The sequence below is a fragment of the Chromobacterium phragmitis genome (genome assembly GCF_003325475.1).
In the GTDB taxonomy this organism is placed as follows: Bacteria; Pseudomonadota; Gammaproteobacteria; order Burkholderiales; family Chromobacteriaceae; genus Chromobacterium; species Chromobacterium phragmitis.
On record NZ_CP029495.1, the window covers coordinates 3,470,053 to 3,494,968 of the forward strand.

The 24,916-nt window shown below is 65.8% G+C and carries 19 protein-coding genes; 11 read left to right on the forward strand and 8 right to left on the reverse strand.

The window, feature by feature from the left end; translation table 11 throughout:
* Positions 1–225: 225 nt before the first annotated feature.
* The 3 genes from DK842_RS16445 to DK842_RS16455 are packed head-to-tail and all read right to left on the reverse strand — an operon-like array spanning position 226 to position 5,857.
* Positions 226–1,842, reverse strand: coding sequence for a diguanylate cyclase domain-containing protein (locus DK842_RS16445; protein ID WP_114062425.1), 1,617 nt, complete (start codon positions 1,840–1,842; stop codon positions 226–228).
* A 2-nt stretch (positions 1,843–1,844) separates the two neighbouring features.
* Entirely contained in the window at positions 1,845–5,003 is a 3,159-nt protein-coding gene (locus DK842_RS16450) for an ATP-binding protein (RefSeq protein WP_114062426.1), read from the reverse strand.
* A 2-nt stretch (positions 5,004–5,005) separates the two neighbouring features.
* Entirely contained in the window at positions 5,006–5,857 is an 852-nt protein-coding gene (locus DK842_RS16455; RefSeq protein ID WP_232538505.1) for a phosphate/phosphite/phosphonate ABC transporter substrate-binding protein, read from the reverse strand.
* Positions 5,858–6,084: 227 nt separating this feature from the next.
* On the opposite strand from DK842_RS16455, the gene DK842_RS16460 reads away from it, so the two are divergent.
* The 7 genes from DK842_RS16460 (at position 6,085) to DK842_RS16490 (ending at position 16,146) form a co-directional block, all read left to right on the forward strand.
* Positions 6,085–7,107: a putative 2-aminoethylphosphonate ABC transporter substrate-binding protein gene (locus DK842_RS16460; protein WP_114062427.1), complete on the forward strand. Its 1,023-nt coding sequence runs from the start codon at positions 6,085–6,087 to the stop codon at positions 7,105–7,107.
* A 59-nt stretch (positions 7,108–7,166) separates the two neighbouring features.
* Complete coding sequence (locus DK842_RS16465; RefSeq protein WP_114062428.1) at positions 7,167–8,267, forward strand: putative 2-aminoethylphosphonate ABC transporter ATP-binding protein; 1,101 nt, start codon at positions 7,167–7,169, stop codon at positions 8,265–8,267.
* The gene (locus tag DK842_RS16470; protein ID WP_114062429.1) at positions 8,261–9,955 is read left to right on the forward strand and encodes a putative 2-aminoethylphosphonate ABC transporter permease subunit; all 1,695 of its coding nucleotides are present in this window, start codon (positions 8,261–8,263) and stop codon (positions 9,953–9,955) included. The genes DK842_RS16465 and DK842_RS16470 overlap by 7 nt, the downstream gene beginning before the upstream one ends.
* Positions 9,956–10,124: 169 nt before the next feature.
* Positions 10,125–10,997 (forward strand): hypothetical protein, encoded by an 873-nt coding sequence (locus DK842_RS16475; RefSeq protein ID WP_114062430.1) that lies wholly within the window; start codon positions 10,125–10,127, stop codon positions 10,995–10,997.
* Positions 10,998–11,012: 15 nt separating this feature from the next.
* On the forward strand, positions 11,013–11,342 hold the full coding sequence (locus DK842_RS16480) for a hypothetical protein (RefSeq protein WP_114062431.1): 330 nt from the start codon (positions 11,013–11,015) through the stop codon (positions 11,340–11,342).
* A gap of 202 nt (positions 11,343–11,544) precedes the next feature.
* A complete protein-coding gene (locus DK842_RS16485) occupies positions 11,545–14,670 on the forward strand; it encodes a transglycosylase domain-containing protein (protein ID WP_114074551.1) in 3,126 nt (1,041 codons plus the stop codon).
* 285 nt (positions 14,671–14,955) lie between these two features.
* Positions 14,956–16,146: an MFS transporter gene (locus tag DK842_RS16490; RefSeq protein WP_114062433.1), complete on the forward strand. Its 1,191-nt coding sequence runs from the start codon at positions 14,956–14,958 to the stop codon at positions 16,144–16,146.
* Between the two features lie 16 nt (positions 16,147–16,162).
* On the opposite strand, the gene cynS is transcribed toward DK842_RS16490, so the two are convergent.
* Both cynS and DK842_RS16500 read right to left on the reverse strand, forming a co-directional pair.
* Complete coding sequence (gene cynS / locus DK842_RS16495; protein ID WP_114062434.1) at positions 16,163–16,630, reverse strand: cyanase; 468 nt, start codon at positions 16,628–16,630, stop codon at positions 16,163–16,165.
* Positions 16,631–16,686: 56 nt separating this feature from the next.
* Complete coding sequence (locus tag DK842_RS16500; protein WP_114062435.1) at positions 16,687–17,334, reverse strand: carbonic anhydrase; 648 nt, start codon at positions 17,332–17,334, stop codon at positions 16,687–16,689.
* A gap of 107 nt (positions 17,335–17,441) precedes the next feature.
* Here DK842_RS16500 and cynR point away from each other — a divergent pair, with 107 nt between their 5' ends.
* A complete protein-coding gene (gene cynR, locus DK842_RS16505) occupies positions 17,442–18,329 on the forward strand; it encodes a transcriptional regulator CynR (protein ID WP_114062436.1) in 888 nt (295 codons plus the stop codon).
* On the opposite strand, the gene DK842_RS16510 is transcribed toward cynR, so the two are convergent.
* Positions 18,319–19,239 carry a LysR family transcriptional regulator gene (locus DK842_RS16510; RefSeq protein WP_114062437.1) on the reverse strand — a complete coding sequence of 307 codons (921 nt, stop codon included), beginning with the start codon at positions 19,237–19,239 and terminating at the stop codon, positions 18,319–18,321. The genes cynR and DK842_RS16510 overlap by 11 nt on opposite strands.
* A gap of 169 nt (positions 19,240–19,408) precedes the next feature.
* On the opposite strand from DK842_RS16510, the gene DK842_RS16515 reads away from it, so the two are divergent.
* Positions 19,409–20,623 carry a M20 aminoacylase family protein gene (locus DK842_RS16515; RefSeq protein ID WP_114062438.1) on the forward strand — a complete coding sequence of 405 codons (1,215 nt, stop codon included), beginning with the start codon at positions 19,409–19,411 and terminating at the stop codon, positions 20,621–20,623.
* A 16-nt stretch (positions 20,624–20,639) separates the two neighbouring features.
* Complete coding sequence (locus DK842_RS16520) at positions 20,640–21,992, forward strand: DUF3100 domain-containing protein (RefSeq protein ID WP_114062439.1); 1,353 nt, start codon at positions 20,640–20,642, stop codon at positions 21,990–21,992.
* Positions 21,993–22,399: 407 nt separating this feature from the next.
* Here the strand turns inward: DK842_RS16520 and DK842_RS16525 are convergent, their stop codons facing one another.
* Positions 22,400–22,789 carry a hypothetical protein gene (locus DK842_RS16525; protein WP_114062440.1) on the reverse strand — a complete coding sequence of 130 codons (390 nt, stop codon included), beginning with the start codon at positions 22,787–22,789 and terminating at the stop codon, positions 22,400–22,402.
* A gap of 99 nt (positions 22,790–22,888) precedes the next feature.
* Positions 22,889–23,692 (reverse strand): AraC family transcriptional regulator, encoded by an 804-nt coding sequence (locus tag DK842_RS16530; protein WP_232538506.1) that lies wholly within the window; start codon positions 23,690–23,692, stop codon positions 22,889–22,891.
* 288 nt (positions 23,693–23,980) lie between these two features.
* Between DK842_RS16530 and DK842_RS16535 the strand changes: the two genes are divergently transcribed.
* Complete coding sequence (locus tag DK842_RS16535) at positions 23,981–24,907, forward strand: 4-hydroxyproline epimerase (RefSeq protein ID WP_114062441.1); 927 nt, start codon at positions 23,981–23,983, stop codon at positions 24,905–24,907.
* Positions 24,908–24,916 lie beyond the last annotated feature (9 nt).

A 24,916-nucleotide genomic window follows, 5' to 3' on the forward strand; every position in this document is an offset into this window, starting at 1 on the left:
CGTGACTTGCCAGCCGGCGGCGTGAAAGCACCTGGCCCATTCCAGGCAGGCGGGCGCGCGGGCGCCCAGGATCAAAACATGACGTGCGGCGGCAGACCGCGTGTCGCAAGGTAAGGGCATGAAGAAGAGTGACGCGTTGTTTTTAGTTGTGATGGCGATATTCTAATGTAAATGCCCTTAACATGCCGGGGGCGTGTTGAAGGCATTGGGCGGTATGCGCGCGCATCACAGGCAAATGATGGCGCTGCCGCTGCATCCGCTTTTCTTCACCTGATACATCGCCTGGTCCGCCGCTTGCAGCAGATTGTCCGCGCTGCTGAGGCCGTCGCCGATGGCGATGCCTATGGAGACGCCGAGCTGGCAATCGTGGCCCGAGATCGGGAAGGGAGCGTTGAAGGCTTCCAGGCACTTTTGGGCGACGGTGCGCGCGACCTCTTCGGCGCTGTCGTCCAGATCGCCGATCAGCAGCACGAACTCATCGCCGCCTATCCGCGCCAAAGTGTCGGTCTGGCGGACGATGGCTGTCAGGCGCTGGGCCGCCTGCCACAGCACTTTGTCGCCGGCCTTGTGTCCCAGGGTGTCGTTGATGAGCTTGAAGCTGTCCAGGTCCATGAACAGCAGCGCCAGCCGGGTGCCGCGGCGTTGGCATTGCGCCAGCGCCACGTGCAGCCGGTCGGACAGCAGCAGCCGGTTGGGCAGGCCGGTCAGGGCATCGTGGTGGGCTATGCGGGCGAGCTCTGCCTGTTTCTCCTCCAGCTTGCGCAGCAGACGGTTGAAGGCGGCGATCAGGTAGCCGACTTCATCCTGGCTATGCACCGGCATCGGTTCCAGCGGCGTTTCGCCGCGGGTCATCCTGTCCGCGTGGCGAGCCGCCAGTGACAGCGGCCGCAGCACGATGTAGAGGCCGCCGCTGGCCAGCAGCGAAAATACGGCGAAAGCGAGCAGCGCGTGGCGCAGGGTGAAGCGCTTCACCCGGGAAACGGTGGCGAAAGCTTCGCGCCCAGGCAGGCGGGCCACCACGAACCAGCCAGTGCTGGGAACGGGTACGATGGCGCGGACTTCCTCGCCGCCCTGGCCGTCTTCGCCGATCGCGGCGCCGCGAAAACCCGCCATCGCGCGGTCATGCAGCGCATCCTGGCCCGGAGCGGGGACGGGCTGCAACGTCAGCTCGCTTTGCGAGGCGGCGATGATCTGGCGATCGCGCGGCGACACCAGCTGGAAGCTGTTGCGGTGGTCGCCGATCCTGGATTGCAGCAGCAGATCGAGAAACCCCGGCGCGGCGATGGCTGTGACGCCCACCAGCACGGCCTGCACATCGCCGCCCGCGCGGATGGGGGCGGACATCGGCAGCGCCGGCACGCCCGAGGCGCGGCCGACGTAGAAGCGGCCGCGCAGCGACTGCTGGATGTAGTCTCGGTCGCTGTAGTCCATTCCCATTCGATGGGGAACGGCGGGATAGTCGGCGATCGCGCGGCCGTCGGGGCGAACCACGAACAGTCCGATGGAGAAGAGCGGCTGATATTGGTAACGCTCCCTGAGCCAGGCGCGCAGCGCGTCGGGCTGGTCCAGCAGTTCGGGCGGCAGCGCGGCGGCTAGCCGCGATAGCAGCGCCTCGCGTTGATGGATCTTGTCGTCGATGTCGTGGGCGACGTAGCCGGCCAGCGCCAGTTGCTGTTCCGACGTGACCCGGCCCAGGTCTTCCCGTAGAAAGTTCCCCAGCATGTAATAGCGCGAGAGCACGCCGAAAAGCATGATGGCGAAAGCCAGCGCCAGCAGGCGGAGAATGATGCTGTTCCGCAATTTTCCGGGCGAGAGCGCGAGTTGGAACAGGCTGCGCCGCATGTTCAACTCGGACTCAGATGGCTGGCGGCGTCGCGTTGGGCCAGCCATTGCTCCAGTTCGCGGCAGCAGCCCTCCAGCAGCAACAGCAGGCGCGGGGCGCTATCCATCTGCGCTTCTTCCACGACTTGGGCCATCAGCGCCGCCATGGTGGAGATCAGCCCGGCTCCGATCCGGCTGGACGCTTCGCGCAGGTTGTCGGCGGCGGCCTGGAGCTGGCGCTGATTGTCGCCGGCGATGGCGGATCGCATCCTGGCGATGTCGTGGCGGGCGCTGACGACGAACTCGGACAGCAGGAGATTTTCCAATCGGACGTCGCCATCGCTGTGCGTGCGCAGGGCGGTTAGGTCTACCGGCGCGGCATGAAGATGGGAGGGGCGATCGCGGCTTCGCTCAACGACGGGGTGCAGCCGGCTCTCTAGCATGTCGGCCAGTTCGGACAGCGCCAGCGGCTTGAGCAGATAGCCGTCCATGCCCGCCTCCATCACCTTTTGCAATTCGTCCTCGCCCGAGTTGGCGGTGCAGGCGACGATGGGAATGCGCGGCCTGTGGCTGTTGCCCGCCTCATAGGAGCGAACCAGTCTGGCCAACTGGTAGCCATCCACATTGGGCATCTGGCAGTCGGTCAACAACAGCTGGTAGCGGCCATGCTGCCATTTTTCGAAGCCCTGGGCGCCGTCTTCCGCCGTGTCCACGCGATATCCCAGCTTTTCCAGCTGCAGCTTGGCCAGCTTGAGGTTGGTGGGGTTGTCCTCCACCAACAGCACGACGGGCGAGGCCTCGCCGGCCGCGGCCGTGGGCGGAGAGGCGGGAACGACGGGCTGGACCTCGGCCGGGTCTGCGATGTCCGCGGTCAGCAGCAAGGAGGCGCAGGTGCCGACGCCGATTTCGCTTTGCACCTCCACCGAGCCGCCCATCAGCTCCGCCAGGCGCCTGCTGATGCTGAGCCCCAGGCCGGCGCCGCCGAAGCGGCGCGCGGTGTCGGATTCTCCCTGGGTGAAGGGCTGGAACAGCTTGGCCAATTGTTCGCGGCCGATGCCGATGCCGGTGTCGGCGACGTCGAAGCGCAGCCGCTGGCGGCGGCCGTCGTCGGCCAGCACGGAGACGCTCAGCCGCACGTTGCCGGTGGCGGTGAATTTGACCGCGTTGCTGAGGAAGTTCTGCAGGATCTGACGCAGGCGCAGCGGGTCCAGCCGCAGCTCCGGCGCCAGCGCCGGGTCGGTTTCCAGCGATATCTGCAGGCCTTTGCGCTCGGCGCCGGACGCGTACAGGCTGTGCACCTGTTGCAGCAGCGGCCGCATCGGCGTGGCGGCGCGCACCACCTCCAGCCGGTTGGCCTCTATCTTGGTGAAGTCCAGGATGTCGTCTATCAGCCGCAGCAGCAGTTGAGCCGACTCGCGCGCGGTGGCCAGCGTGTCCTGCTGTTCGGCGTCCAGGCGGGTCATCTGCAGCAGCTCCAGCATGCCCAGCACGCCGTTCATCGGCGTGCGGATTTCGTGGCTGATGGTGGTGAGGAAGGCGGTCTTGGCCTGGTTGGCGGCATTGGCCTGGTCGCGGGCGTTGCGCAGTTCCCGCTCCGCGGCCTGGCGGACCGAGATGTCCCGCAGCGACATGTTGTAGCAGGCGCCGTCCATTTCCGGCATGCGCACGATGGCCATTTCCAGCGGAAACTCCTCGCCGTCGCCGCGCAGCGCGGCGACCTGGCGCAGGCCGTCCAGCGTATCGCCGTCGGCTTCAGCGTCGCCGAGGAAAATGGCCATCAGCGGGTCGTGGTCGGCGGGGGCGATCAGGTCTAACACCGACTGTCCCGCCAGCTGGCCGCTCTCACAGCCGAATATCCGCTCGGCCACCGCGTTGGCGGTGACGATGCCGCCGGTGGCGTCCAGCGTGGCGATGCCGTCGGCCGAGGTGTCGATCACCGAGGCCAGGTAGGCCTGCTGGTTGGCGAGGCGCTGATGGGCGCGCCGCAACTCCTGCTGGTCGCGGTGGGCCAGGATCAGTTGGCCCAGCGTGTTCATCAGCGTGGCGGGGATGGCCTCGCCGCAGGCCGGACGCTCGTCGGGATGCAGGAACAGCGTGAACGAGCCTATCACCCGGCTGGCGTGCAGGATGGGCAGGGTGAGGAAGTCGAAGTCGTTGCGGAACGCGCCGCGCACGCCTTGCTGCAAGTGCAGCAGCCGCTCCTGGATCTCCAGCGCGCAGATGCGGTGGATGTCGTCGCGGGGCAGCTCCACCGGCGGAGATTGCGGCGGCGTCAGCGGCCGCAGCGCGGGCTCGCCTTGTGGATCCCGCACCTCGCACAAAAAGCCGTGCTCGGCTTCGAATTGCAGCAGCAGGATGTCGCGGGCGTAGCCGAACAGCATGTCGGCCGGCAGTTGGCTGATGAACAGGCTTTGCAGGTAGTTGATCGCGTCCAGCAGCTTTTCGTTGCGGCGCAGGCTGGCGCCGGCCGCGGCGGCCTGCGCCAGCGCGTCCTGCATCCGCGCGTGATTCTCGGCCAGCCGCTCCGACATCTGGTTGAACATGCGGGCGGTTTGCGCCAGCTCGTCCCGTCCGCGCACCGGGATCTGGTAGCCGATTTCGCCGCCGGCCATCTTGCGCGACGCCTGCTGCAGCGCGTTGAGCTGCCGGGTCAGGTAAACGGCGAGGGCGATGGAAAACAGCGCGGAGAGCAGCAGCTCTGCCAGGGCGAGCAGCAGACCGTTCTGCCGCGCCTGCGCCATCAGTTGCTGGTGGGCGCCGGCGGAGTTGCCCAGTTCGACTTGGCCGTAGCGTATGCCTCCGATGGTGATGTCGTGCGTGGACGCGAATAGCCGGCCGCTCTCCAGCTTGCCTGGCGCGGCGGCGGGCGGCCGCGCGAGCGCCAGGGCCTGGGGATCCCCGGCTTCGGCCAGCACACGTCCTCGGCTGTCGCGTATCCGGGCGTAAACCACGCTGCGGGAAGCCACCATCTGCTGCGCCGAGCTGCGCAACGTGGCCAGGTCGGTGCTGAGAACGGCGTTTTGATTGGCCTGGGCGAACAGTTCGGCCGCGATTGCTCCGCGCTGGATCAGCGCGCGCTCGCTGGTGTCGCGCAGCAATTGAAGGCCGAAGTGGAGCAGCAGCCCCAGCATGAGCATTTCGATCACCGCGATGCCGAGTATGGTCTTGAGCCGGAACGACATGCTCAGCGCCCCGCAGGCGGTTGATAACGCAGCTTGAGCTTGCGGATGTCGTCCCAGTCGCTGTCCTTGGCCTCGGCCAGCGGCGTCAGCTGCACCTGCTGCAGCAGGCGTTCGCCATCCGGCTTGCCGGCCATCCCCGCCAGCGCCCGCTGCAGGCATTGTCGCTGCTGCGCCGGCAGGCGGGGATGGGCGGCGAAGGCGTGAGGCGTGTGCGGCGGGGTTTGCCACAGGATGCGCAGCTTGTCGCGCAGCGCCGGCTGCTGCTGTTGCCAGGTGCGGTTGATGCCGCCGCCGGCGGCGAACAGGCCTTGGGCGACGCCGAGATAGACCGAGTCATGGGAGCCGACGTAATGGATCTTGACGCGCACCCCCATGCTTTCCAGCTCGGCGCGCGGCAGCACGCTGGCGGCGAAGGCTTCAGGCGCAGGCAAGGCCAGGTCCTTGCCATCCAGCTGGCCGACTTCGGTCACGGGGCTGTCGCTGCGCACCACGATCAAACCGACCAGCTTGCGGCTTTTCTCCCGCGCCAGCGGCAGATAGCCCGGATTGTCATGGAATTCCACATAGTGCAGCGGGTTGAAATAGACCAAGTCGTAGCTGCCGGCGGCGACGCGGCGCTCGAAAGAGGGGATGTCGGGCGCGGTTTCGAATTTCAGCTCCAGCGAGCATTGCGCGCCCAGGTTTTGCAGCAGCGGCCCCCAGTTTTGCGCCAGGCTGAGCGCAGATTGCTGCGGCACCACGCCGAAGCTCAGCTGCGGCGCGGCGCCGGCGGGAAGGGAGAGCGCCATGGCGAGCGCGGCTGCGCTTGCCGGGAGCAGGCGCGGCCTGCGCGCCAGTCGGTTCTGCGGGTTCATATCCATCCGTCGTCGCCTGTGTCCTGCAATCACTATAGGTAAGAGCTGTCGCGACACGCGAGCCAAGCCGCTCTTCTCGTCGAGCGAAGAGGTCTAGCCGGGCAAAACAAGCTTCACTCCGAGGTCACCGCCCTGTCATGGATGGCCGCTATCGTTGCCGCAGTTTGTCTCAAGCCGTCCGCTATGCGGATGTTGTTGTCTATACGTCTAAACCGAGGAGCCTCGTCATGAAGAAGCAGATGGCTGTCGCAAGCGTTCTGGCCGTGTCCGGCTTGCTGTCCCCGCTGGCGCAGGCCAGCACCACCCTGACTGTGTACACCGCGCTGGAGGCGGACCAGCTCCGGGATTACAAGGCGGCGTTCGAGAGGGCGAACCCGGAGATAGACATCCGCTGGGTGCGCGAGTCCACCGGTGTGATCACCGCCAGGCTGCTGGCGGAGAAAAACCATCCCCAGGCCGATGCGGTGTGGGGACTGGCCGCCACCAGCCTGATGATCCTGGACCAGCAGGGCATGCTGCAGCCCTACGCGCCCAAGGGCGTGGAGAAGCTGAGCCCGCAGTTCGTCGACAAGGCCAAGCCGCCGAAATGGACCGGCATGGACGTATGGGCCGCCGCCATCTGTTTCAACACCGTGGAGGCGGCGAAAAAGAATCTGCCTAAGCCGGAGAGTTGGGCTGATTTGACCAAGCCTGTCTACAAGGGCCAGATCGCGATGCCGCACCCGGCCTCGTCCGGCACCGGCTATCTGGATGTGTCAGCCTGGCTGCAAACCATGGGCGAGAAAAAGGGCTGGGAATACATGGACAAGCTGCACGCCAATATGGCGCAGTACGTCCATTCCGGCTCCAAGCCCTGCAAGATGGCCGCCGCCGGCGAGTATTCGATCGGCATTTCCTTCGAATATCGCGGCGCGCAGCTGAAGGAGAAGGGCGCGCCGATCGACCTGATCTATCCGAAGGAAGGCTTGGGCTGGGATCTGGAAGCCACCGCCATCATCAAGGGCGCCAAGAACCTGGAAGCCGCGAGGAAGCTGGCCGACTTCTCGGTCAGCCTGCCGGCGATGAAGCTGTACGAGCAGAACTACGCGGTGCTGGCGATGCCGGGCGTGGCCAGGCAAAACCCCTTCATTCCGGTCGACTACTCGCAGCGGCTGTCCAAAAACAACTTCGGCTGGGCGGCCAAGAATCGCGACGCCATCTTGAAAGAGTGGTCGCGCCGCTATGAAAGCAAGGCCGCGCCGAAGGAGTAAACCTTTCCATGGCTGCCCGAACGGGGCGGCCTGTTTTCGTTTCAGGCACTGGAGTCCCGATGAAACCGGCCGATCACTTGTCCGGCTTGTCCGAACATTTGTCCGTCCATGGGTTGAGCCGCCGTTTCGGCGCGTTCACTGCCCTGGATCAGGCGTCCCTTTCCATCCGCAAGGGCGAGTTTGTCTGCCTGCTTGGCCCCTCTGGCTGCGGCAAGACCACGTTGCTGCGGCTGATCGCCGGGCTGGATCTGCCGGATGCCGGCACGATCCGCCTGTCCGGCCGCGACATCACCCGCGCGGCGCCGGCCAAGCGCGACTACGGCATCGTGTTCCAGAGTTACGCGCTGTTTCCCAATCTGACCGTGGCCGACAACATCGCCTACGGCCTGGCGCCGCGCCGGGACAAGGCCGGCCACGCCCGCCGCGTGCGCGAGCTGCTGGACATCGTCGGCTTGCCGGGCTCGGAAGGCAAATACCCGTCCCAGTTGTCGGGCGGCCAGCAGCAGCGGGTGGCGCTGGCGCGGGCCTTGGCCTCCTCGCCCGGCCTGCTGTTGCTGGACGAGCCGCTGTCGGCGCTGGACGCGCGGGTGCGCGTCAGGCTGCGCGACGAATTGAAGGGATTGCAGAAGCGTCTGGGCGTCACCACGCTGATGGTGACGCATGACCAAGAGGAGGCTTTGGCCATCGCCGACCGGGTGGCGGTGATGAACGCCGGCCGGATCGAGCAGGTCGGCGCGCCGGCCGAGATCTACCGCAGTCCGGCCAGCCGCTTCGTCGCCGAATTCGTCGGCGAGGCCAACTGGCTGCCGGCGGAGCGGCGCGGGGAACGGGAGGCGGCGGTGGGGCATTGCGTGTTCCAGTTGTCGCGGGATGCGCCGGCCGCGGGGCCGTTGACCTTGTTCATCCGGCCCGAGGACGTGATTATCAAGCCGCGTTGGGAGCCCGCGGCCAATACCTTTCTGGCCCGAGTGGAAGATGTCGCCTTCGGCGGCCCGATGACGCGCGTGCGGCTTCGGCCGGAGGGCATGCCCGGCCTGGCGCTGCGGGCCGAGGTGTGCCCGTCCATGCTCAACCGTCAGCCTCTGCTTCCGGGCGAGATCGTGCCGGTGGCGCTGCCGGCGGCGCAGTTGCGCGCTTATTCCGGGGAGGCGGCATGCTGAGCCTGGTCAAACGATGGAACCGTTGGGGGAGTCCGGACGGCGAGCGTCTGGCCGCCGCCGCGTTGTCCTGGGCCTTGCCGGCCGCGATGATTGTCGCGTTGGGATTGCCTCTGCTGTTCATTCTGGGCAAGGCTTTTCTTCGCCCGGAGGGCGGTTACGCGGGTCTCGCCAGCTTTGCCGAAGTGTTGGCCGCGCCCGGGTTGATGCGGGCGGCCGGCAACAGTTTCCTGCTGGCGCTTACGGTGACGGCGCTGGTGGTGCCCTCCGCGTTCGCCTTCGCCTGGGCGCTTTGCCGCAGCCGGGCATGGGGCAGGGGCGCGTTCCGCCAAGTCGCGCTGTCGCCGTTGCTGGCGCCGTCGCTGTTGCCGGCGATTTCCCTGGTTTATCTATTCGGCAACCAGGGTCTGCTGAAGTCCTGGTTGGGAGGCGGGTCCGTTTATGGTTTTTGGGGCATTGTCGCGGGTGAAGCGTTCTACACCTTTCCCCATGCGCTGATGTTGCTGTGCGCCGCCTTGTCCGCAGCCGACGCCCGCTTGTACGAGGCGGGCCGGGCGATGGGCGCCGGCGCGTGGCGCCGTTTCGCCACCATTACGCTGCCGGGCGCGCGCTATGGGCTGGCATCGTCGGCGCTGGTCGTGTTCATGCTGGCGATCACTGACTTCGGCGTGCCCAAGGTGGTGGGAGGCGACTGCGATGTGCTGGCGGTCGAGGTATTCAAGCAGGTGGTGGGGCAACAGAACTTTCCGCGCGGCGCGGTGATAGGCTTGATGTTGTTGCTGCCTGCCGTTTTCGCTTGTCTGGCGGAGAGGGCGATGTCCCGCCGCCAACGCGCGGCGCTGTCCGCCAGATCGTCTCCTTACGCGGCGGGGCCGTCGATGGCGCGGGACGCCGCCGCGTTCGCGTTGCTGGCGTTGCTCGGCGCGCTTTTGCTGGCGTTGCTGGGCGCTGGCGTGGCGGCTTCGTTCATCCGGTACTGGCCGTATGATTTGAGTCTGACGCTGGCGCATTATCGCTTCGATCAGGTGGATGGCGGGGGCTGGGACGCCTATTTCAACAGTTTGGCCATGGCGGCCTCGGTGGCTGTCATCGGCGCCGCGCTGGCTTTTTTGGGCGCCTATTGCTGTGAAAAGCTGCCGGCGGCGAAGCTGGCGCGGGCCGTCTTGTCCAGCTTCGCGATGCTGCCGATGGCGGTGCCGGGCCTGGTGCTGGGCCTGGGCTACGCTTTTTTCTTCAATCATCCGGACAATCCGCTCAATGTCTGGTACGGCGGGCTGGCGTTGATGACGGTCTGCACCATCGCGCACTTTTACACGACGGCCCACCTGACCATCGCTACCGCGCTCAAGCAGATGGACGGCGAGTTCGAGGCCGCCGCCGCCGCGATGAAAGTGCCGTTCTGGACCACGATGCGTCGGGTGACGCTGCCTGTCTGCCGGCCAGCCTTGCTGGATGTGTTCCGTTTCCTGTTCGTGTCGGCGATGACCACGCTGTCTGCTCTGGTGTTCATCGCCGGACCGGAGCGCAGCTTGGCGGCGCTGGCCATCGTGGCTATGGACGATGCCGGCGACACGGCCGCCGCCGCGGCGATGGCGACGCTGATCGCGTTCAGTTCCGCGCTGGCCTCCCTGGCCGTGTCTGTCGCGGAGTGGCGGCTGGCCGGGCGCGAACGGGCGTGGCGGCCGCGCTGAATGGTTCACGCCGGCCCCCGGCGCGCGTTGTATGGGCAAGCCCTAGGACGATTACTTAATCGGCTTGCAATGCCTTTGCCTTGATTCGATGGCGAACTATATCTGGGAGACATGTCAATCCGGCCCCGCCGCGCGGCGCGGGCCGCCATCGTTGATGAGGGCCCGCGCCATGTCTGTTTCTTCATCCTGCCTCCCCAGCGCGCTGGCGCTGTTCTTGTTGGCCGGTTGCGCCGGCAGCGTGGATGGCGGCAAGTTCTCCGCGCTTAGGGATGCGGCGTCGCAGGTCAACCGGGGCGGCCAGGCCAGCTTCGCGCAGCTGCGGCGCGAGGCCCGGGACAGCGCGGTGCTGAGCTATGCGGACCGCAAGGTGGGCGTTCAAGGCTTTCCCTTGGTGAATGCCCAGGGGGAAAGCTACGACCTGGCGGCTCCGCTGTCGCGGGTGGCGGCGTCGCTGGACGCGCTCGATTGCTACGCGCAGGCGCTGGCCAAACTGGCAGGAGGCGGCAAGACCGAGGACATCGACCACGCCTCGCAAAATCTGGCGGCCAGCCTGAGAGGACTGCAGGCGAGCGGCATGGATGCCAGGGCGGCCAACGGCGTGGCCATCGCGGTGGACGCGCTGGGGCAGGCCATGCTGGCGGCGCAGCGCCGCGAAGGTTTGCGCGGCGTGATGGATCGGGCGCAGCCGGGCCTGGATGCGCTGGCGCAAATGATAGAGCGTGTGGATGCAGACCTGAAGCTTTACCTGCTCAACATTCGCCTGCGCTATCTGAATCTGGTCAACCGAGATGGGGTGCGTCCTCCATACCACAGTTGGGAGCGTTACCGTTTCGACCAGGCGGTGGCCGAGCAGTTGGCGAGCTACGACAGGCTGGATCAGGCCCTGGCCGCCACCGACAAGGCCGTGCGCGACTTTCCCGAACTGCACCGCCAGTTGCGGGCAAGCCTAGATCAACCGGGCAGACCGGTGGACCGCCTGCACGATTTCATCGCCGAGGCTCGCCGTTTGCGAGCCTTGTACCGCGAGATGCCGGATAGCTGACCTGACGGAGGAGGGATGATGGATAGCCATGAATTGGCCGAGACGCTGACGGGATTGGCGTCGAGGCTGAATAATCTGATGGTGGACACCACCGGCTCGATCAGCCGCGAGTGCTCGGACCTGGAAGACACGTTGACGGGACAGGCGATGGCAGCCATCGCGCGCGATCTGGACCACACCACGTCGCAGTACCTGTCCGCGGTTAACGCCTTGAACGAGGCCGCGCTGGAAGCGGATGCGGCCGCGGCGTCTCTGGATCGCACCGCGCGCTCGATCGAGGCGGTCGCCAAGGTCGTGAAGCTGGCCGGACAGGCATCGATGCTGGCCGGGAAGGTGCTGGCCTGAGGCCGCCTCTCTAGTGGAGGACGGCAAGGGGAAAAGGGCGGGAATCGTGTTTGGAGTCGTCCAGGGCTTGTAAAGCCGCAAGGCTATCCGATAGTGAGATAAAGCCAGTCGGACGCGAGGCGGTGGCGCGCGGTCCGGATGGCGAACGGCGGCGACATTCTCCAGTTCCTGCAAGGGGGGCGGCCCTGTGGGCCGACTGATCATGATAGATACTTCGGAAGCCAAACTCGGATTGGGCAAGGGCAAACCGTTTTCTTCGATCTGGTGGGTGCTGGCGGGCCTGCTCATCGCCCTGCTGGGTTTGGGCGTCTCTTTGCTGCTGAATGAAATCCGCACCTCTCATTTCCAGTCCAGCTTCTTCGGGCGGGCGGGCCGGCATGCCACCTTCATGATGGAGGATGGGCCTAGCAAGACCATGCGCTTCCCGTCTCCCGGCGGTCCCTACGACCTGCGCATGGGATACACCGGGCTGCCAGGCTATCTGCAGCGGCTGCAGCAGCGCGGATTCGTGATCGACGCGCAGGCTAGGCAGTCGTCGGACCTGATCAAGCTGATGGATAGCGGCGTCACCGGTCCGATGCTTCCGCTGGGCCTGTTCCCGCCGTACCAGGAGAAAGACCAGGCCGGTTTGCTGGTGCGAGACGGCTTCGGCAAGGCCATCTATCAGTCTCAATATCCGCAGCGGGTGTACGAGAATTTCGACTCGCTGCCGCGCTTGCTGGTGTCGGCGCTGTTGTACATCGAAAACCACACGCTGCTGGAGGAGGGCAACGCCCAGCAGAACCCGGCCATCGAGTGGTCCCGCTTCGGCAAGGCGCTGGCAGACGAGAGCCTGCACCTGTTCCGTTCTGGCTACCATTCCGCCGGCGCCAGCACGCTGGCCACGCAAATCGAGAAGTTCCGGCACTCCCCAGGAGGGCGCACCGGCTCTCCCAAGGAAAAGCTGCGCCAGATGCTGTCGGCGTCGGTGCGGGCTTACCGCAACGGCGATGACACCACGTCATTTCGTCGGCAATTGGTGGTGCAATATCTGAACAATGTGCCGCTGGCCGCGCGCGCCGGCTTCGGCGAAATATCCGGCATGGGCGACGGCATGTGGGCCTGGTACGGCCGTTCCTTCGACGAGGTCAACCGCACGCTGGGCAACGAAAACCCGCCCTCGGTTGACGAACAGGCGATCGTGTTCAAGGAGGCGCTCAGCCTGATGATCTCGCAGCGCGGACCATCCGCCTATCTCAATGGCGACATGCGGGTGCTGGAGGATATGACCGACTCCTACCTGCGGCTGATGGCGCGGGACAAGGTGATCTCCCAGGAGTTATGCGACGCCGCGCTCAAGGTGTCGCTGCGGCAGCAGAAGGAGAAGGTTCTGCCTGTGGCCAAGTCGCTGGTGGAGCGCAAGGGCGCCAACGCGGTGCGGATCAAGCTGGCCGGCATGATGGGCATTCACCGGCTGTACGATCTGGACCATACCGATGTCTCCGTCAACAGCACGCTGGATTCCCAGTTGCAGCAGGCGGTCACCGATCATCTGATGAGGCTGCGGGGGCCGGATTACGCGAAGGCGGAGGGCTTGGGCGACAAATTCCTGCTGCAGCAGGGCTCGCCCGAGGGCGTCACTTACAGCTTCACGCTGATCGAGCGCACGCCGTTCGGCAACAAGGTCAGGGTGCAGGCCGATAATTTCGACCAGCCCTTCGACATCAACGAGGGGACCAAGCTGGATCTGGGCTCCACCTCCAAGCTGCGCACGCTGGTCACCTATCTGGAGGTGATCGCGGACCTGCATCAGCAGTATTCGGGCATGAGCAAGGAGGACTTGGGCAAGATCAAATCCGGCGAGCATGAGTCGGTGCTGCGGCGCTGGGCGATAGACTATCTGCGCCAGAACGACGACCGCAGCCTGCCCGCGATGCTGGCCGCCTCGCTGGAGCGCCAGTACAGCGCCAATCCCGGCGAGAGCTTTTTCACCGGCGGCGGCCGGCACACGTTCGAGAATTTCGACAAGAACGACAATGGCCGCACCCTGACCCTGCGCGAGGCGACTCAGCGCTCGGTGAATCTGGTCTACATCCGGGTGATGCGGGACATCGTCCGCTATTACATGTATCCGGCCGGCTACGACGACACGCTGATGGGCGACAAGGAGGACCCGCGCCGGCAAGAGTATCTGCAGCGCTTCGCCGACAAGGAAGGCAAAACCTTCATGGCCGGCTTCTATCACAAATACCATGGCAAGAGCGCGGAGCAGATAGACGCGCTGCTGGTGGAGAAGGCGAGGCGCAGCCCCAAGCGGCTGGCGGTGATTTTCCGCAGCCTGCGGCCCGCCGAGGACCAGGCGGCGATGGCGGCCTTCATCGCCAAGCACGCCAATCCGCCCGCCAAGCTCGAGCCCAAGACCGTGGCCAAGCTGTACGACGAACTGGGGCCGGATCGCTTCAACCTCGCCGACCGCGGCTACCTGGCCGGCGTGCATCCGCTGGAATTGTGGATGGCGGCCTATCTGCACGCCCATCCGGACGCCGGCTGGAGCGATATGGTGCAGGCCAGCGTGGAACAGCGCCAGGAGGTGTACCAATGGCTGTTCAGCAGCAAGCACAAAAGCGGGCAGGATAGCCGCATCCGCCAGATCCAGGAGGCGGACGCCTTCCGCAAGATACACGAGGACTGGAAGAAAATGGGCTATCCCTTCGACTCGCTGGTTCCGTCTTACGCCACCGCTCTGGGCGCATCGGCGGACCGGCCGGCCGCTCTGGCCGAGCTGATGGGCATTCTGTCCAACGACGGCGTGCGCTTGCCCACCGTCTACATCGACAAGGTGCGCTTCGCGGAGGGCACGCCGTATGAAACCTCCTTGTCGCAAGCGCCGGTGCGAGGGGTAAGGGTGTTGCCGCCCGAGATTCCGCAGTTGGTCAGGCAGGTGTTGTCCGAAGTGGTGGAAAAAGGCACCGCGCACCGGGTGGCAGGCGCGTTCGACCTCAAGAAAGGCGAGCATACGCTGATAGGCGGCAAGACCGGAACCGGCGACAACCGCTTCAAGACCTTCTCGCGCGGGGGGGGCTTGGCTTCGGCCCGAGTGGTCAGCCGCTCCGGCGCTTTCGTGTTCTATATCGGCGACCATTACTTCGGCACCATCGTCGCTTACGTAGCCGGACCCAAGGCGGCAGACTACAGATTCACCAGCGCTTTGCCGGTGCAGGTGCTGAAAGTGCTGGCGCCCACCTTGCTTCCCAGGCTGGATCTGGCGCCGCGTGACGCCGGCCAAGGCACCGGCCGGACGGCGGCAGGCGTCGCCGATGCGAGGGTGTCGTCAAATTCGCCGTTGTGACGGGTCCCCAGTCTGGACAGCAATGTGCGGGTTGTCGCAGCCGATGGGGCCCGCGCCTTTGCCCTTCGGGCCCAAAAGCAGGATGCGGGCCGTTCTGGAGGCGGACTTGCGTGAACGCGAGGTTGGTGGTAAGGTAGGCAAACTATTTTAGCCGTCAGATTCCGTCTGCGGTCGTAAGCGTTTACGTCAAGCAACGCACCCTAGCCACCTGGCCGTGGCGCGGTGCGTTTCGCCTGTTGAAGGCGGCATCCGCGCAGGCCTGGACTTGTGTGGAGATCGCCGTTCATGTCCGAAGTCCTGTCTTTTTCCCAAGCCTATCGCCGCCTGCTGGCGAAGACGGCCGCCTTGTTCTTGTCCTATCTCGCGGTGGCGATGTCGCTGCCGGTCAGTTCCATCTACGTGATCGATCAGTTGCATTACGGCAACGCGCTGGGCGGCCTGGCGGTCGGCATCACGTTCTTTTCCACCATCCTGACTCGCGGCCTTGCTGGCCGCCTGTGCGATCAGCAAGGCGGCAAGGCCTGCATGAGCCGCGGCCTCTATTTGTACGCCATCGCCGGCGTCGTTTGCCTGGCCTCGTCCTGGCTGGCTGGGCAGCCGTCGCTGGCGCTGGGCGTTCTGCTGGCCGGGCGCCTGCTGCTTGGCCTGGGCGAGAGCCTGGCCATCGTCGGCATGGCGGCGTGGAGCATTGGACTGATGGGACCGGCCCACTCCGGCAAGGTGATGTCGCTGGTGGGGATGGGCATGTACGGAGCCTTCGCCGCCGGCGGGCCGCTGGGCTTGCTGCTGTTCCAGTACGCCGGTTTCCAGACGCTGATGCTGGCTTGCGCGCTGTTGCCGTTGGCGGGTCTGTTGCTGATCCGCCGCTTTCCGGGGATTGAGCCCCATGCCGGCCGGCGCGAATCCTTTCTGCGGATACTGGGCCGCATCGGCAAGCCCGGCGCCGCGGTGTTCCTGCAGGGTGTGGGTTTCGCAGGCCTGGGCGCATTCTTCGCGCTGTACTTTTCCAGTCGTGGCTGGGCCTGGGGCAGTTTGGGCCTGACCGGCTTCGGCGTCGGTTTCGTGCTGGTGCGGGTGATGTGCGGCCATCTGCCGGACCGCGTCGGCGGCGCTCGCGTGGCATTGGCTTCACTGGCGATAGAGGCGGCCGGACAATGGCTGATCTGGAGCGCGGCCGCGCCGGGCGTTGCCTTGCTGGGCGCCGCGCTGACCGGCATCGGCTGCTCGATGGTGTTTCCGTCCATGGGCGTCGAGGTGGTCAAGCGGGTGCCGGCGCATCTGCGCGGCACCGCGCTGGGCGGCTTTGCCGCCTTTCAGGATCTGGCCTACGCCATGACCGGCCCGGTGGCCGGCCTGTTCGCCGATGGCTTCGGCTATGGCGCGGTGTTCCTGATCGGGTCCGTGTCCGCGGCATTGGGCATGGCCACCGTGGGCCTGATGCTGGCCGAACGCGCGCCGGCGCTTGAGGGGAGTTGAGGCGCGCGTTGTCGGGTCAGAATGGTTTGGTGGGCAGGTACTTGCCGTCCAGCGTGATCACTGCGCGGTGCCCGCCGTCCGGGTCATCCACCTTCTGGATGTCGAGCTTGAAATTGATCGCGCTGATCACGCCGTCGCCGAACTTCTCATGCACCAGCGATTTCAGCGTGGTGCCGTAGATCTGGACCATCTCGTAGAAGCGGTAGATGGTCGGGTCGGTCGGCACGCCGCCGGGAATGCTGCCGCGCAGCGGAATGGATTGCAGCTGCGCCGCGGCTTCGTCTCCCAGTTCCAGCCGATCCGCCACCAGCCTCGCGGCGGCCTCGGGCAGCGCGTGCTGGCCCAGCAACGCGGCGGTGGTATAGGCCAGGGACAGGCCGGTGTCCTGGTTCAGCGCTTCGAAGCTCATGCCCTTGCGCGCCTTGGCGGCGAGGATGGCGTCGGTCAGGGTTTGGCGGGCGTCTTGCCGGCAATGGCTTTGCATATCGGTATCTCCTTGGTTTGATGTCAGGCCGGATGGCCTGGATGGGGCGCGGCGACTCAGTCGCCGGCCAGGATGTCCGCCACCTGCGGACAGTCGCGCAGCGGCACGAAGCGGCGCCGCTGTTGATCCAGCGCCAGGATGTCGCCGCTGGCGATGTCGTATATCCAGCCGTGCAGGCGCAGTCGTTCTTGCTGCAGCGCCAGCGCCACCGAGGGATGGGTGCGCAGGTTGGCCAGCTGGGCGATGACGTTTTCCCTCACCATGTCCGCCACTTTGCCGTCCGCGTCGGCGTGCGGCCGGCCGGCGTGGATGGCCTTGGCGCAATCGGCGTGGCGCAGCCAGCCGGCGACGGCCGGCATGCCGCTCAGGTCCTTGTCGTGGGCGATGGCCGTCATCGCGCCGCAGTCGGAATGGCCGCAGACCACGATGTCCTCCACGCCCAGCGCGGCGACGGCGTATTCCACGCTGGCGGACACGCCGCCGGGCTCCTTGCCGTAGCCGGGCACGATGTTGCCGGCGTTGCGGATGACGAACAGCTCGCCCGGCTCGCGCTGGGTGAGGAGCTCAGGCACCACCCGGCTATCGGAGCAGGCGATGAACAGCGCGCGCGGCGCTTGCTGGCCGGCCAAGCGGCGGAACAGATCGGCGCGTTCGGGGTAGGCTTCGCGCTGGAATTTGAGGATGCCGGCGAGGATGTCCTGCATGGCGGTTCTCCGTGAGATGAAGCGATGGGCCGATGATGCGCCTGGCTTACAATTGGGTCCAAGACTGATAAATTATCCTTTCTATTGGTTTTTCTAATGGTTGCGGCATGCTGCTGAGACATATCCGTTATTTCCTGGCGGTGGCCGAACACCGCAATTTCACCCGCGCCGCCGAGGCGCTGTTCGTCTCCCAACCCACGCTGTCGCAACAGATCCGCCAGTTGGAGGAGGGACTGGGCGCGGAGCTGTTCGATCGCGGGGGCCGCCAGCTGCGCCTTACCGACGCCGGCGAGGCGTATCGGGAATACGCTCGCCGCGCGTTGCGCGAGCTGGAGGCCGGTCGCCGCGCGCTGCATGACGTGGCGTCGCTGCGAAGCGGCGAACTGCGGCTGGCGATGACGCCCACCTTCACCGCCTGGCTGGCCGGGCCGCTGCTGGCCGGCTTTCACGCGCGCCACCCGGGAATTGCGCTGAATGTGCGGGAGATGTCGCAAGAGGCGATGGAAGCTGGCTTGGCCGACGACGCGCTGGACATCGGCATCGCTTTCGCGCCGGCGCGGACGCTGGATGTGGAGGCGGAACCATGGCTGGAGGAAGAACTGGCGTTGGTGGCCGGCGAGGGGCACCCGGCGGCGCTGGCCGCGCGCGCGCTGTCGGCGGCGGATCTCGCCGCGCTGCCTCTGGCGTTGCTGAGCGCCGATTTCGTCACCCGCGGCCACATCGACGATTACTGCCTGCGCCATGGTGTCCGCCCGCGGGTGGCGATGGAGGTGAACAGCATAGGCGCGGCAGTGGAGATCATCCGCCATGGCGTCTTGGCCGGCATCTTGCCGTCCGCCGCGGCGTTCTGCCAGCCTGGTTTGCGGCGGCTGTCGCTGCTGCCGCCCTTGCCCTCCCGCCGCGCGGCGCTGCTGCTCAAGCGGGATGGTTATCGCAGCGCGGCGGCTCGCGCCTTCGCCGGTTTCGCGCGCGGTTTCGATCCGGCTACAGGTTGAGCGGAGCGTCGCGGAAGGCGGGCATCGAGCCCGCCAGCATTTCCAGCAGCCTGGAGGCGGCCGAGCTCAGCCTGCGGCCCTGGTGGGTGATCAGGTGCAGCTCTGCCTGCTGCAGATTGCGTTGCTCGATGGGGATGGCCAGCAATTGGCCGCTTTCCAGCTCGCGCCGCACCGAAAAGCGCGGCTGCACCGTCACCGCCTGGCCTGTCAGCGCGTATTCCACCATCACCCGGAAGGAGTTGGTGACGATGGCCGGTTCCAGCTGGCATTGCTCCGCTTTTTCCGCGTCGCGCAGAATCTGGCGCACGCCGAAGCTCACGTCCGGCAGCGCCAGCTTGTGCCGGGCCAGTTCGGCCAGGCTGATGGGGCGCGGCGCGCGCGCAAGCGGGTGATCCGGCGCGGCCACCGCGTACAGGGGTTGCACCGAGCTGCGGTGCACGCGCAGCAGCGGATTGGGCAAGGTATAAAACACCACGCCGACGTGGGCCCGATCTTCCAGCACCGCGCGGACGATGTCGTTGGTGCCCTGGATGTCGATGCCCACCGTGATCTGCGGATAGCGTTGCGAGAAGGGATGGATGGCGTCGATCAGATCGTTGATCACGCCGCCGCCGGTCACCACCGCCACATGGCCTCGGTGTATGCCCTTCAGTTCGCGCAAGGCGGTCAGCACCGCTTCTTGCTCGCTCAGCTGCTTGCGGTGGTAGTCCAGCAGCAGGTGGCCGGCCTCGGTGGGTTGGAAGCCGCGGCGGTGGCGTTCGAACAGAACGGTTCCCAATTCCTCTTCCAGCTGGCGGATCTGCCGGCTGACGGCAGACGCCGCGATATCCATCCTGTCCGCCGCCGCGCGCACGCCGCCCAGCCTGGCGGCTTCGAAGAAGTAGCGCACGCGCTGATCGTTGAACTCCATGTTTCATCCTGATTAGTTGTGTTGCCTTAAAGGCAACAAAGAAACCATTTTATGATGTTGGAGAATTGTTTGTCATTTGCTTAAAATCGCCGCTCATAATGACAAGGTATTTTCTCTGTGTGGTTATTCACGCCAACGCGATGATGCCGCGGAGAATCGGGAGAAGGGTATGCACGCAGACAGGCAAGGCCGGCTGGATGGATACGCGATGCTGTCCGCCGCCGCCGTCCAGGAAATGGCGTCGTGGCGGCAGGACTTGCACCGCCATCCGGAGACCGCGTTCGATGAACATCGCACCGCCGGCAAGATCGCAGGACTGCTGCGAAGCTTTGGCCTGGAAGTGGCCACCGGCATAGGCCGCACCGGCGTGGTGGGCACGCTGCGCGCGGGTGAAGGCAAGCGGGCGATAGGCTTGCGCGCCGACATGGACGCGCTGCATCTGCATGAGCAGGGCGATGTGCCCCATCGCTCTCGGCACGACGGCCGCATGCACGCCTGCGGCCACGACGGCCATTGCGCGATGCTGCTGGGCGCGGCCAAGCATCTGGCCGAGAGCCGGTCGTTCGACGGCGCCATCCAGTTCATTTTCCAACCGGCCGAGGAAAACGAGGGCGGCGGCCAGGAGATGATGGAAGACGGTCTGTTCGAACGCTTCCCGGTTGACGGCGTGTACGGCATGCACAACTGGCCGGGCCTGCCGCTGGGACAGATGGCCATGCATCCGGGGCCGATGATGATGGCTTTCGACCTGTTCGAAATCCGCTTGTGCGGCAAGGGCGGCCATGCGGCGATGCCCGAGCGCGTCCGCGACGTGGTGGTCGCGCAGGCGCAACTGGTCACCGCGCTGCAGAGCATCGTCAGCCGCAACGTCGATCCGCTCGACTGCGCGGTGCTGTCCGTCACCCAGGTGGAGGCGGGCTCCACCTGGAACATCATTCCCGAACAAGCCCTGTTGCGCGGCACCGTCCGCTATGTCAATCCCGCCGCGCAGGCGGTGATAGAAAGCCGCATGCGCGCGCTGGTGGACAGCATCTCGCTGGCGATGGGCGTGGAGGCGGAAATGGACTATTGGTACCGCTATCCCGCCACCATCAACGCCGAGGCCGAAACCAGCCTGGCCGCCGACGTCGCCGCGAGCCTGCTGGGTGTGGCAAATGTTCGCACCAATATGCGGCCGTCGATGGCGTCCGAGGACTTCGCCTTCATGCTGCAGGCGCGGCCAGGCTGCTACGCCTGGCTGGGCGTGGACGGGCCGGCGCCGGGAGCCGGGCTGCACAGTCCCCATTACGATTTCAACGATCAGGCGCTGGCGATAGGCGCGGCGTACTGGATCAAACTGGCGGAAACCGCGCTGGCCCCGGCGGCCAAGGCGGCAGAACAATAAAGAAGGAAGAGAGACGATGGCTCACGCGGGAGTAGGACAATTGCAGGGCGGCGGCGCTTCCGCCGCCACAAGCTTCAACCGCCTGGCGCACTTGGCGGCGATAGGCATCGTGATTGTCGCCGAACTGGTTTACGTGCAGAAATTCTCGGTGGGCAAGGGCAGCATCATTCTGCTGCCGCTGCTGTACGCCTTCGTGCTGGGCATGGCGTGCAATCCCAGCGTCAACCCGCTGGCCGGGCGCTGGGTGCGCCGCGACATCGGCGCCACGCTCAGCCAGGTGATCATCATCGCGGTGCTGCCGCTGGTGACCAAGCTGGCCACGCTGCTGGGGCCGCAGTTCGGCGCCATCGTCGCGGCCGGGCCGGTGCTGATCTTCCACGAGCTGGGCAATGTCGCCACCGCGCTGGTGGCGATGCCGGTGGCGGTGCTGTTGTTCCGCATGGGTCGAGAGGCTGTCGGCGCGACGTTTTCCATCGACCGCGAACCCAATATCGCCGTGATTTCCGAGCGCTACGGCCTGCGCAGCCCGGAGGGCATGGGCGCGCTCAGCGTCTACGCCATCGGCACCATGTTCGGCACCATCTTCTTCTCGCTGATCGTGCCCATCGTCCACTCCTGGAACTTGTTCAGCGACAAGGCGCTGGCCATCGCCTGCGGCGTGGGCAGCGGCAGCATGATGGCGGCCTGCGCCGGCACCCTGATCACCGCCTTGCCGGAACAAAAGGACACGCTGATGGCGCTGGCCGCGGCCAGCAATCTGCTGACCACCACGACCGGCGTGTTGTTCGGCATCTATGTGGCGCTGCCGTTCGCCAACAAGCTGTACGCGCTGCTGAGCCGGCTGCGCGCGCCCAGGCCGCAAGCCGCCATCCGGATGGACGCCGCCGACGCCGAGCTGCTGAAGTCGGAAGAGCCGGCGCTGGGGTTGGGCGGTTTTGTCGCCAACCTATTGATGGCGGGCGCCATCATCGTGCTCAGCCACCTGATCGGCCCCAAGAAGGAACTGGCCATGGTGTTGCCGGGCGTGGCGATGGTGCTGGGGATTTGCCTGGCCAGCTATCTGCTCAACCGTTGGCTGCCGTTGAAGATCCCCACGCTGATCTGGCTGTCCATCCTGGGCGTGCTGGCCAGCCTGCCGGGCCTGCCTGGCGGCGAATGGCGCAACCAATGCTTCAGCCAGGTGGACGTGCTGGCCTGCGCGACGCTGGTGCTGGCTTACGCAGGCCTGGCGGTGACCCGCCGCGAGGCCGCCATTTTCAAGCGCGACGGGCTGCGCCTGCTGGTGATCGCCATCCTGGTGTTCAGCGGCACCTTCCTAGGCTCGGCGCTGGTCAGCGATATACTTTTTACGCTGAAGTTGGGGCATTAATATTGTAGAAATTGGCAATAAAGTCAGATAGATTGCCAGATTTTATTGTATTTGCTTTGTAAAAAAACAAGCGAAACTTAATAAAAATTAAGTCAAGTTCGCTTGCTGACTGATGCTGATGTGCTAAATTGTCATTAATTGAATGATCGATTTGGCGACATTCAACCATCTACCCCCTTTGCGGCCGCCTTGCGCGGCCTTTTTTCTTTTCGCCACAGCGGCTAGCGCGCCGGCCCAGTTATCCAGCACCCGCTCCAAACCATACGCAAAGCCGGCATACACGCCCATGCCTGCCCGTTCGCCAAACACCTCAGGCGCTTTGCGCAACCGGGCAGGCGCTATGGGTTGGGCGCGGATGGGGCTGCCTGGGGTGGGGCTGTGGCGAGTTTTCGCCGCGGCTTGAGGGGTCAGCGCGGAGCCGGGGTCTCCCGGATGCAGGTGGTTTCCAGCAGCGTGGGCAACAGCTGGGCGGCGGCGTCGCGTCCCAGGGCGAATTGAACCTTGCCAGTGTTGATCACGGTCCGGACTACCGGAGCGCTGACGGGCACGTCGTTGATCACCACCACCATGCTTTGATTCAGGAAGTCGCCGGTGGCCTGCTGCAGGCGCGCCGCGGCTAGCTTGTTGAGCGTGGCGCTCAGGGAGAGGTTGTCGCGCTGGATGTTCAGGCTGCTTTCGGTGAAATCGCAGGCGGAATCCAGACGCAGGATGTTGCCGGTGATGACGGGCTTGGCCGGCGTTGCGGCCATGGCGGCGGTGGAGATCAGCAGCGCGGCGGCGGACAGGAGAAACTTCATCAAACGCTCCGTGTTCAGAAATGGGTCATCGCATTGTGACAGCGTTTGCTGCCGGAGGTTGCGTTTGGCGCCGGCTTGCTTCCTGGGGGCTGGGCTTGCTTATTCTCCGGCTGGGCCAAGCCTGAGGCCTCGCAGGCCCAGCTCCTGGCGGTATTGGCGCGGCGTCATGCCTGTCAGCGCCTTGAACTGGCGGCTGAAGGCGCTGTGATCGGTATAGCCGCAGCGCAGGGCGATGTCCGTGATGGCCATGTCCTGATGCAACAAGCGATGCGCATGCTCAAGCCTGGCCTTGAGTATCATTTGCCGCGGCGACAGGTGGAACACTTTCTTGCAGTAGCGCTCCAGCTGGGCGGTGGACAGGCCGGCGATGGCGGTGAGCTCCGCCATGGTGACCGGCTGGCTGAAGTGGCGGCGGATGAACTCGTCCACCGCGGCCAGGCGCGTGTAGGCCGGGTGGGTCTTGCTGGCCGCTTGCAGGTCCAGCGAGATGCCTATCAGGCCGATGATTTCGTCTTGCCGGTCGCGCAAGGGCCATTTGTAGGTCAGGCACCAGCCCGGCTCCCGGTTCTTGAACAGATGCAGTTCCAGCTGGCTTTCCAGCACCTGGCCGTCTTGCAGCACTTTGACGTCCTGCGCGGTGTAGACCAGTCCCAGCTGGGCGGGGAAGACTTCCGCGCTGGTCCTGCCTAGCAGCGGCTCCAGGCTTTTCAACCCGCAGCGCTGCGCCAGCGTCTGATTGGCGCTGAGATAGCGCGCCTGGCTGTCCTTGACGAAGATGGCCGCGTTGGGGATCAGGTCCAGCACCGGCATCAGCGGGGCGATGCCGATCAGCAGCTCGTCCATTGTCGCCGGGCGGATGCCGTTCCGCCAGCGGGCGATCCTTTCCACGGTTTCGTTCGTCACTCCTCCCGCCTTTCTAGACGCGCCAAGCGCCGCGCCGTTTTCGCGAATCCCTTCTCCTCCGGCCTGGCATCAGGCCTATCCCGTTCGCCAGACCCGCGGAAACGCGAACTATGCCGATTTCGTCATCGCCACTGATGATAGCCATCAAGATCGCGGGCGGCAACGCGGCCATGCTAGCGGGGTGGCATTGAACAGGGATGCGGCGCGGAGAGGCAATGGAATCAACGCGCTGCGAGACAACGGCGCGGGCGGCCGGGGACTGGACGGGTTTTCTGCATGGACAAGCGAATGAAACAGATAGAGATCATCGACTCCCACACCGGGGGCGAACCCACCCGGCTGGTGTTGAGCGGCTTCCCCGCGCTGCCGGGCGGCAGCATGGCGGACAAGCGCGACGCGCTGCGAGAGCGGCATGACCCATGGCGCCGCGCCTGCCTGCTGGAGCCGCGCGGCAATGATGTGCTGGTGGGCGCGCTGTATTGCGAGCCGGTTTCGCCCGACGCCGTCTGCGGCGTGATCTTCTTCAACAACACGGGCTACATCGGCATGTGCGGCCACGGCACCATAGGCCTGATCGCTTCCTTGCATTATCTGGGCTGGATAAGGCCCGGCCCGCACAAGATCGACACCCCGGTGGGGACGGTCGGCGCCGTCTTGCATGAAGACGGCTCGGTGACCTTGCGCAATGTGCCGGCTTACCGCTACCGCCGGCAGGCGGCGGTGGAGGTGCCCGGCCATGGAATGGTGATCGGCGACATTGCCTGGGGCGGCAACTGGTTTTTCCTGGTGGCCGAGCATGGCCTGAGCGTGCGCTTGGACAATGTCGAGGCGCTGAGCGCTTTTACCTGGGCCGTGCAGCAGGCGCTGGCAGCGCAGGGCGTCACCGGCGCCGACGGCGCGCGCATCGATCATGTGGAGTTGTTCGCCGACGACGAACACGCCGACAGTCGCAACTTCGTCATGTGCCCCGGCAAGGCCTACGACCGCTCCCCCTGCGGCACCGGCACCAGCGCCAAGCTGGCCTGCCTGGCCGCCGACGGCAAGCTGGCCGAAGGCGAAGAGTGGGTGCAGGCCGGCATCACCGGCAGCCGCTTCATCGGCCATTACCAGCGGGAAGGCGACTTCATCCGCCCCTACATCACCGGCCGCGCCCACATCACGGCGCGCGCCACATTGCTGATCGACGAGCAAGACCCCTTCGCGTGGGGCATCTGAGCCCGCGCC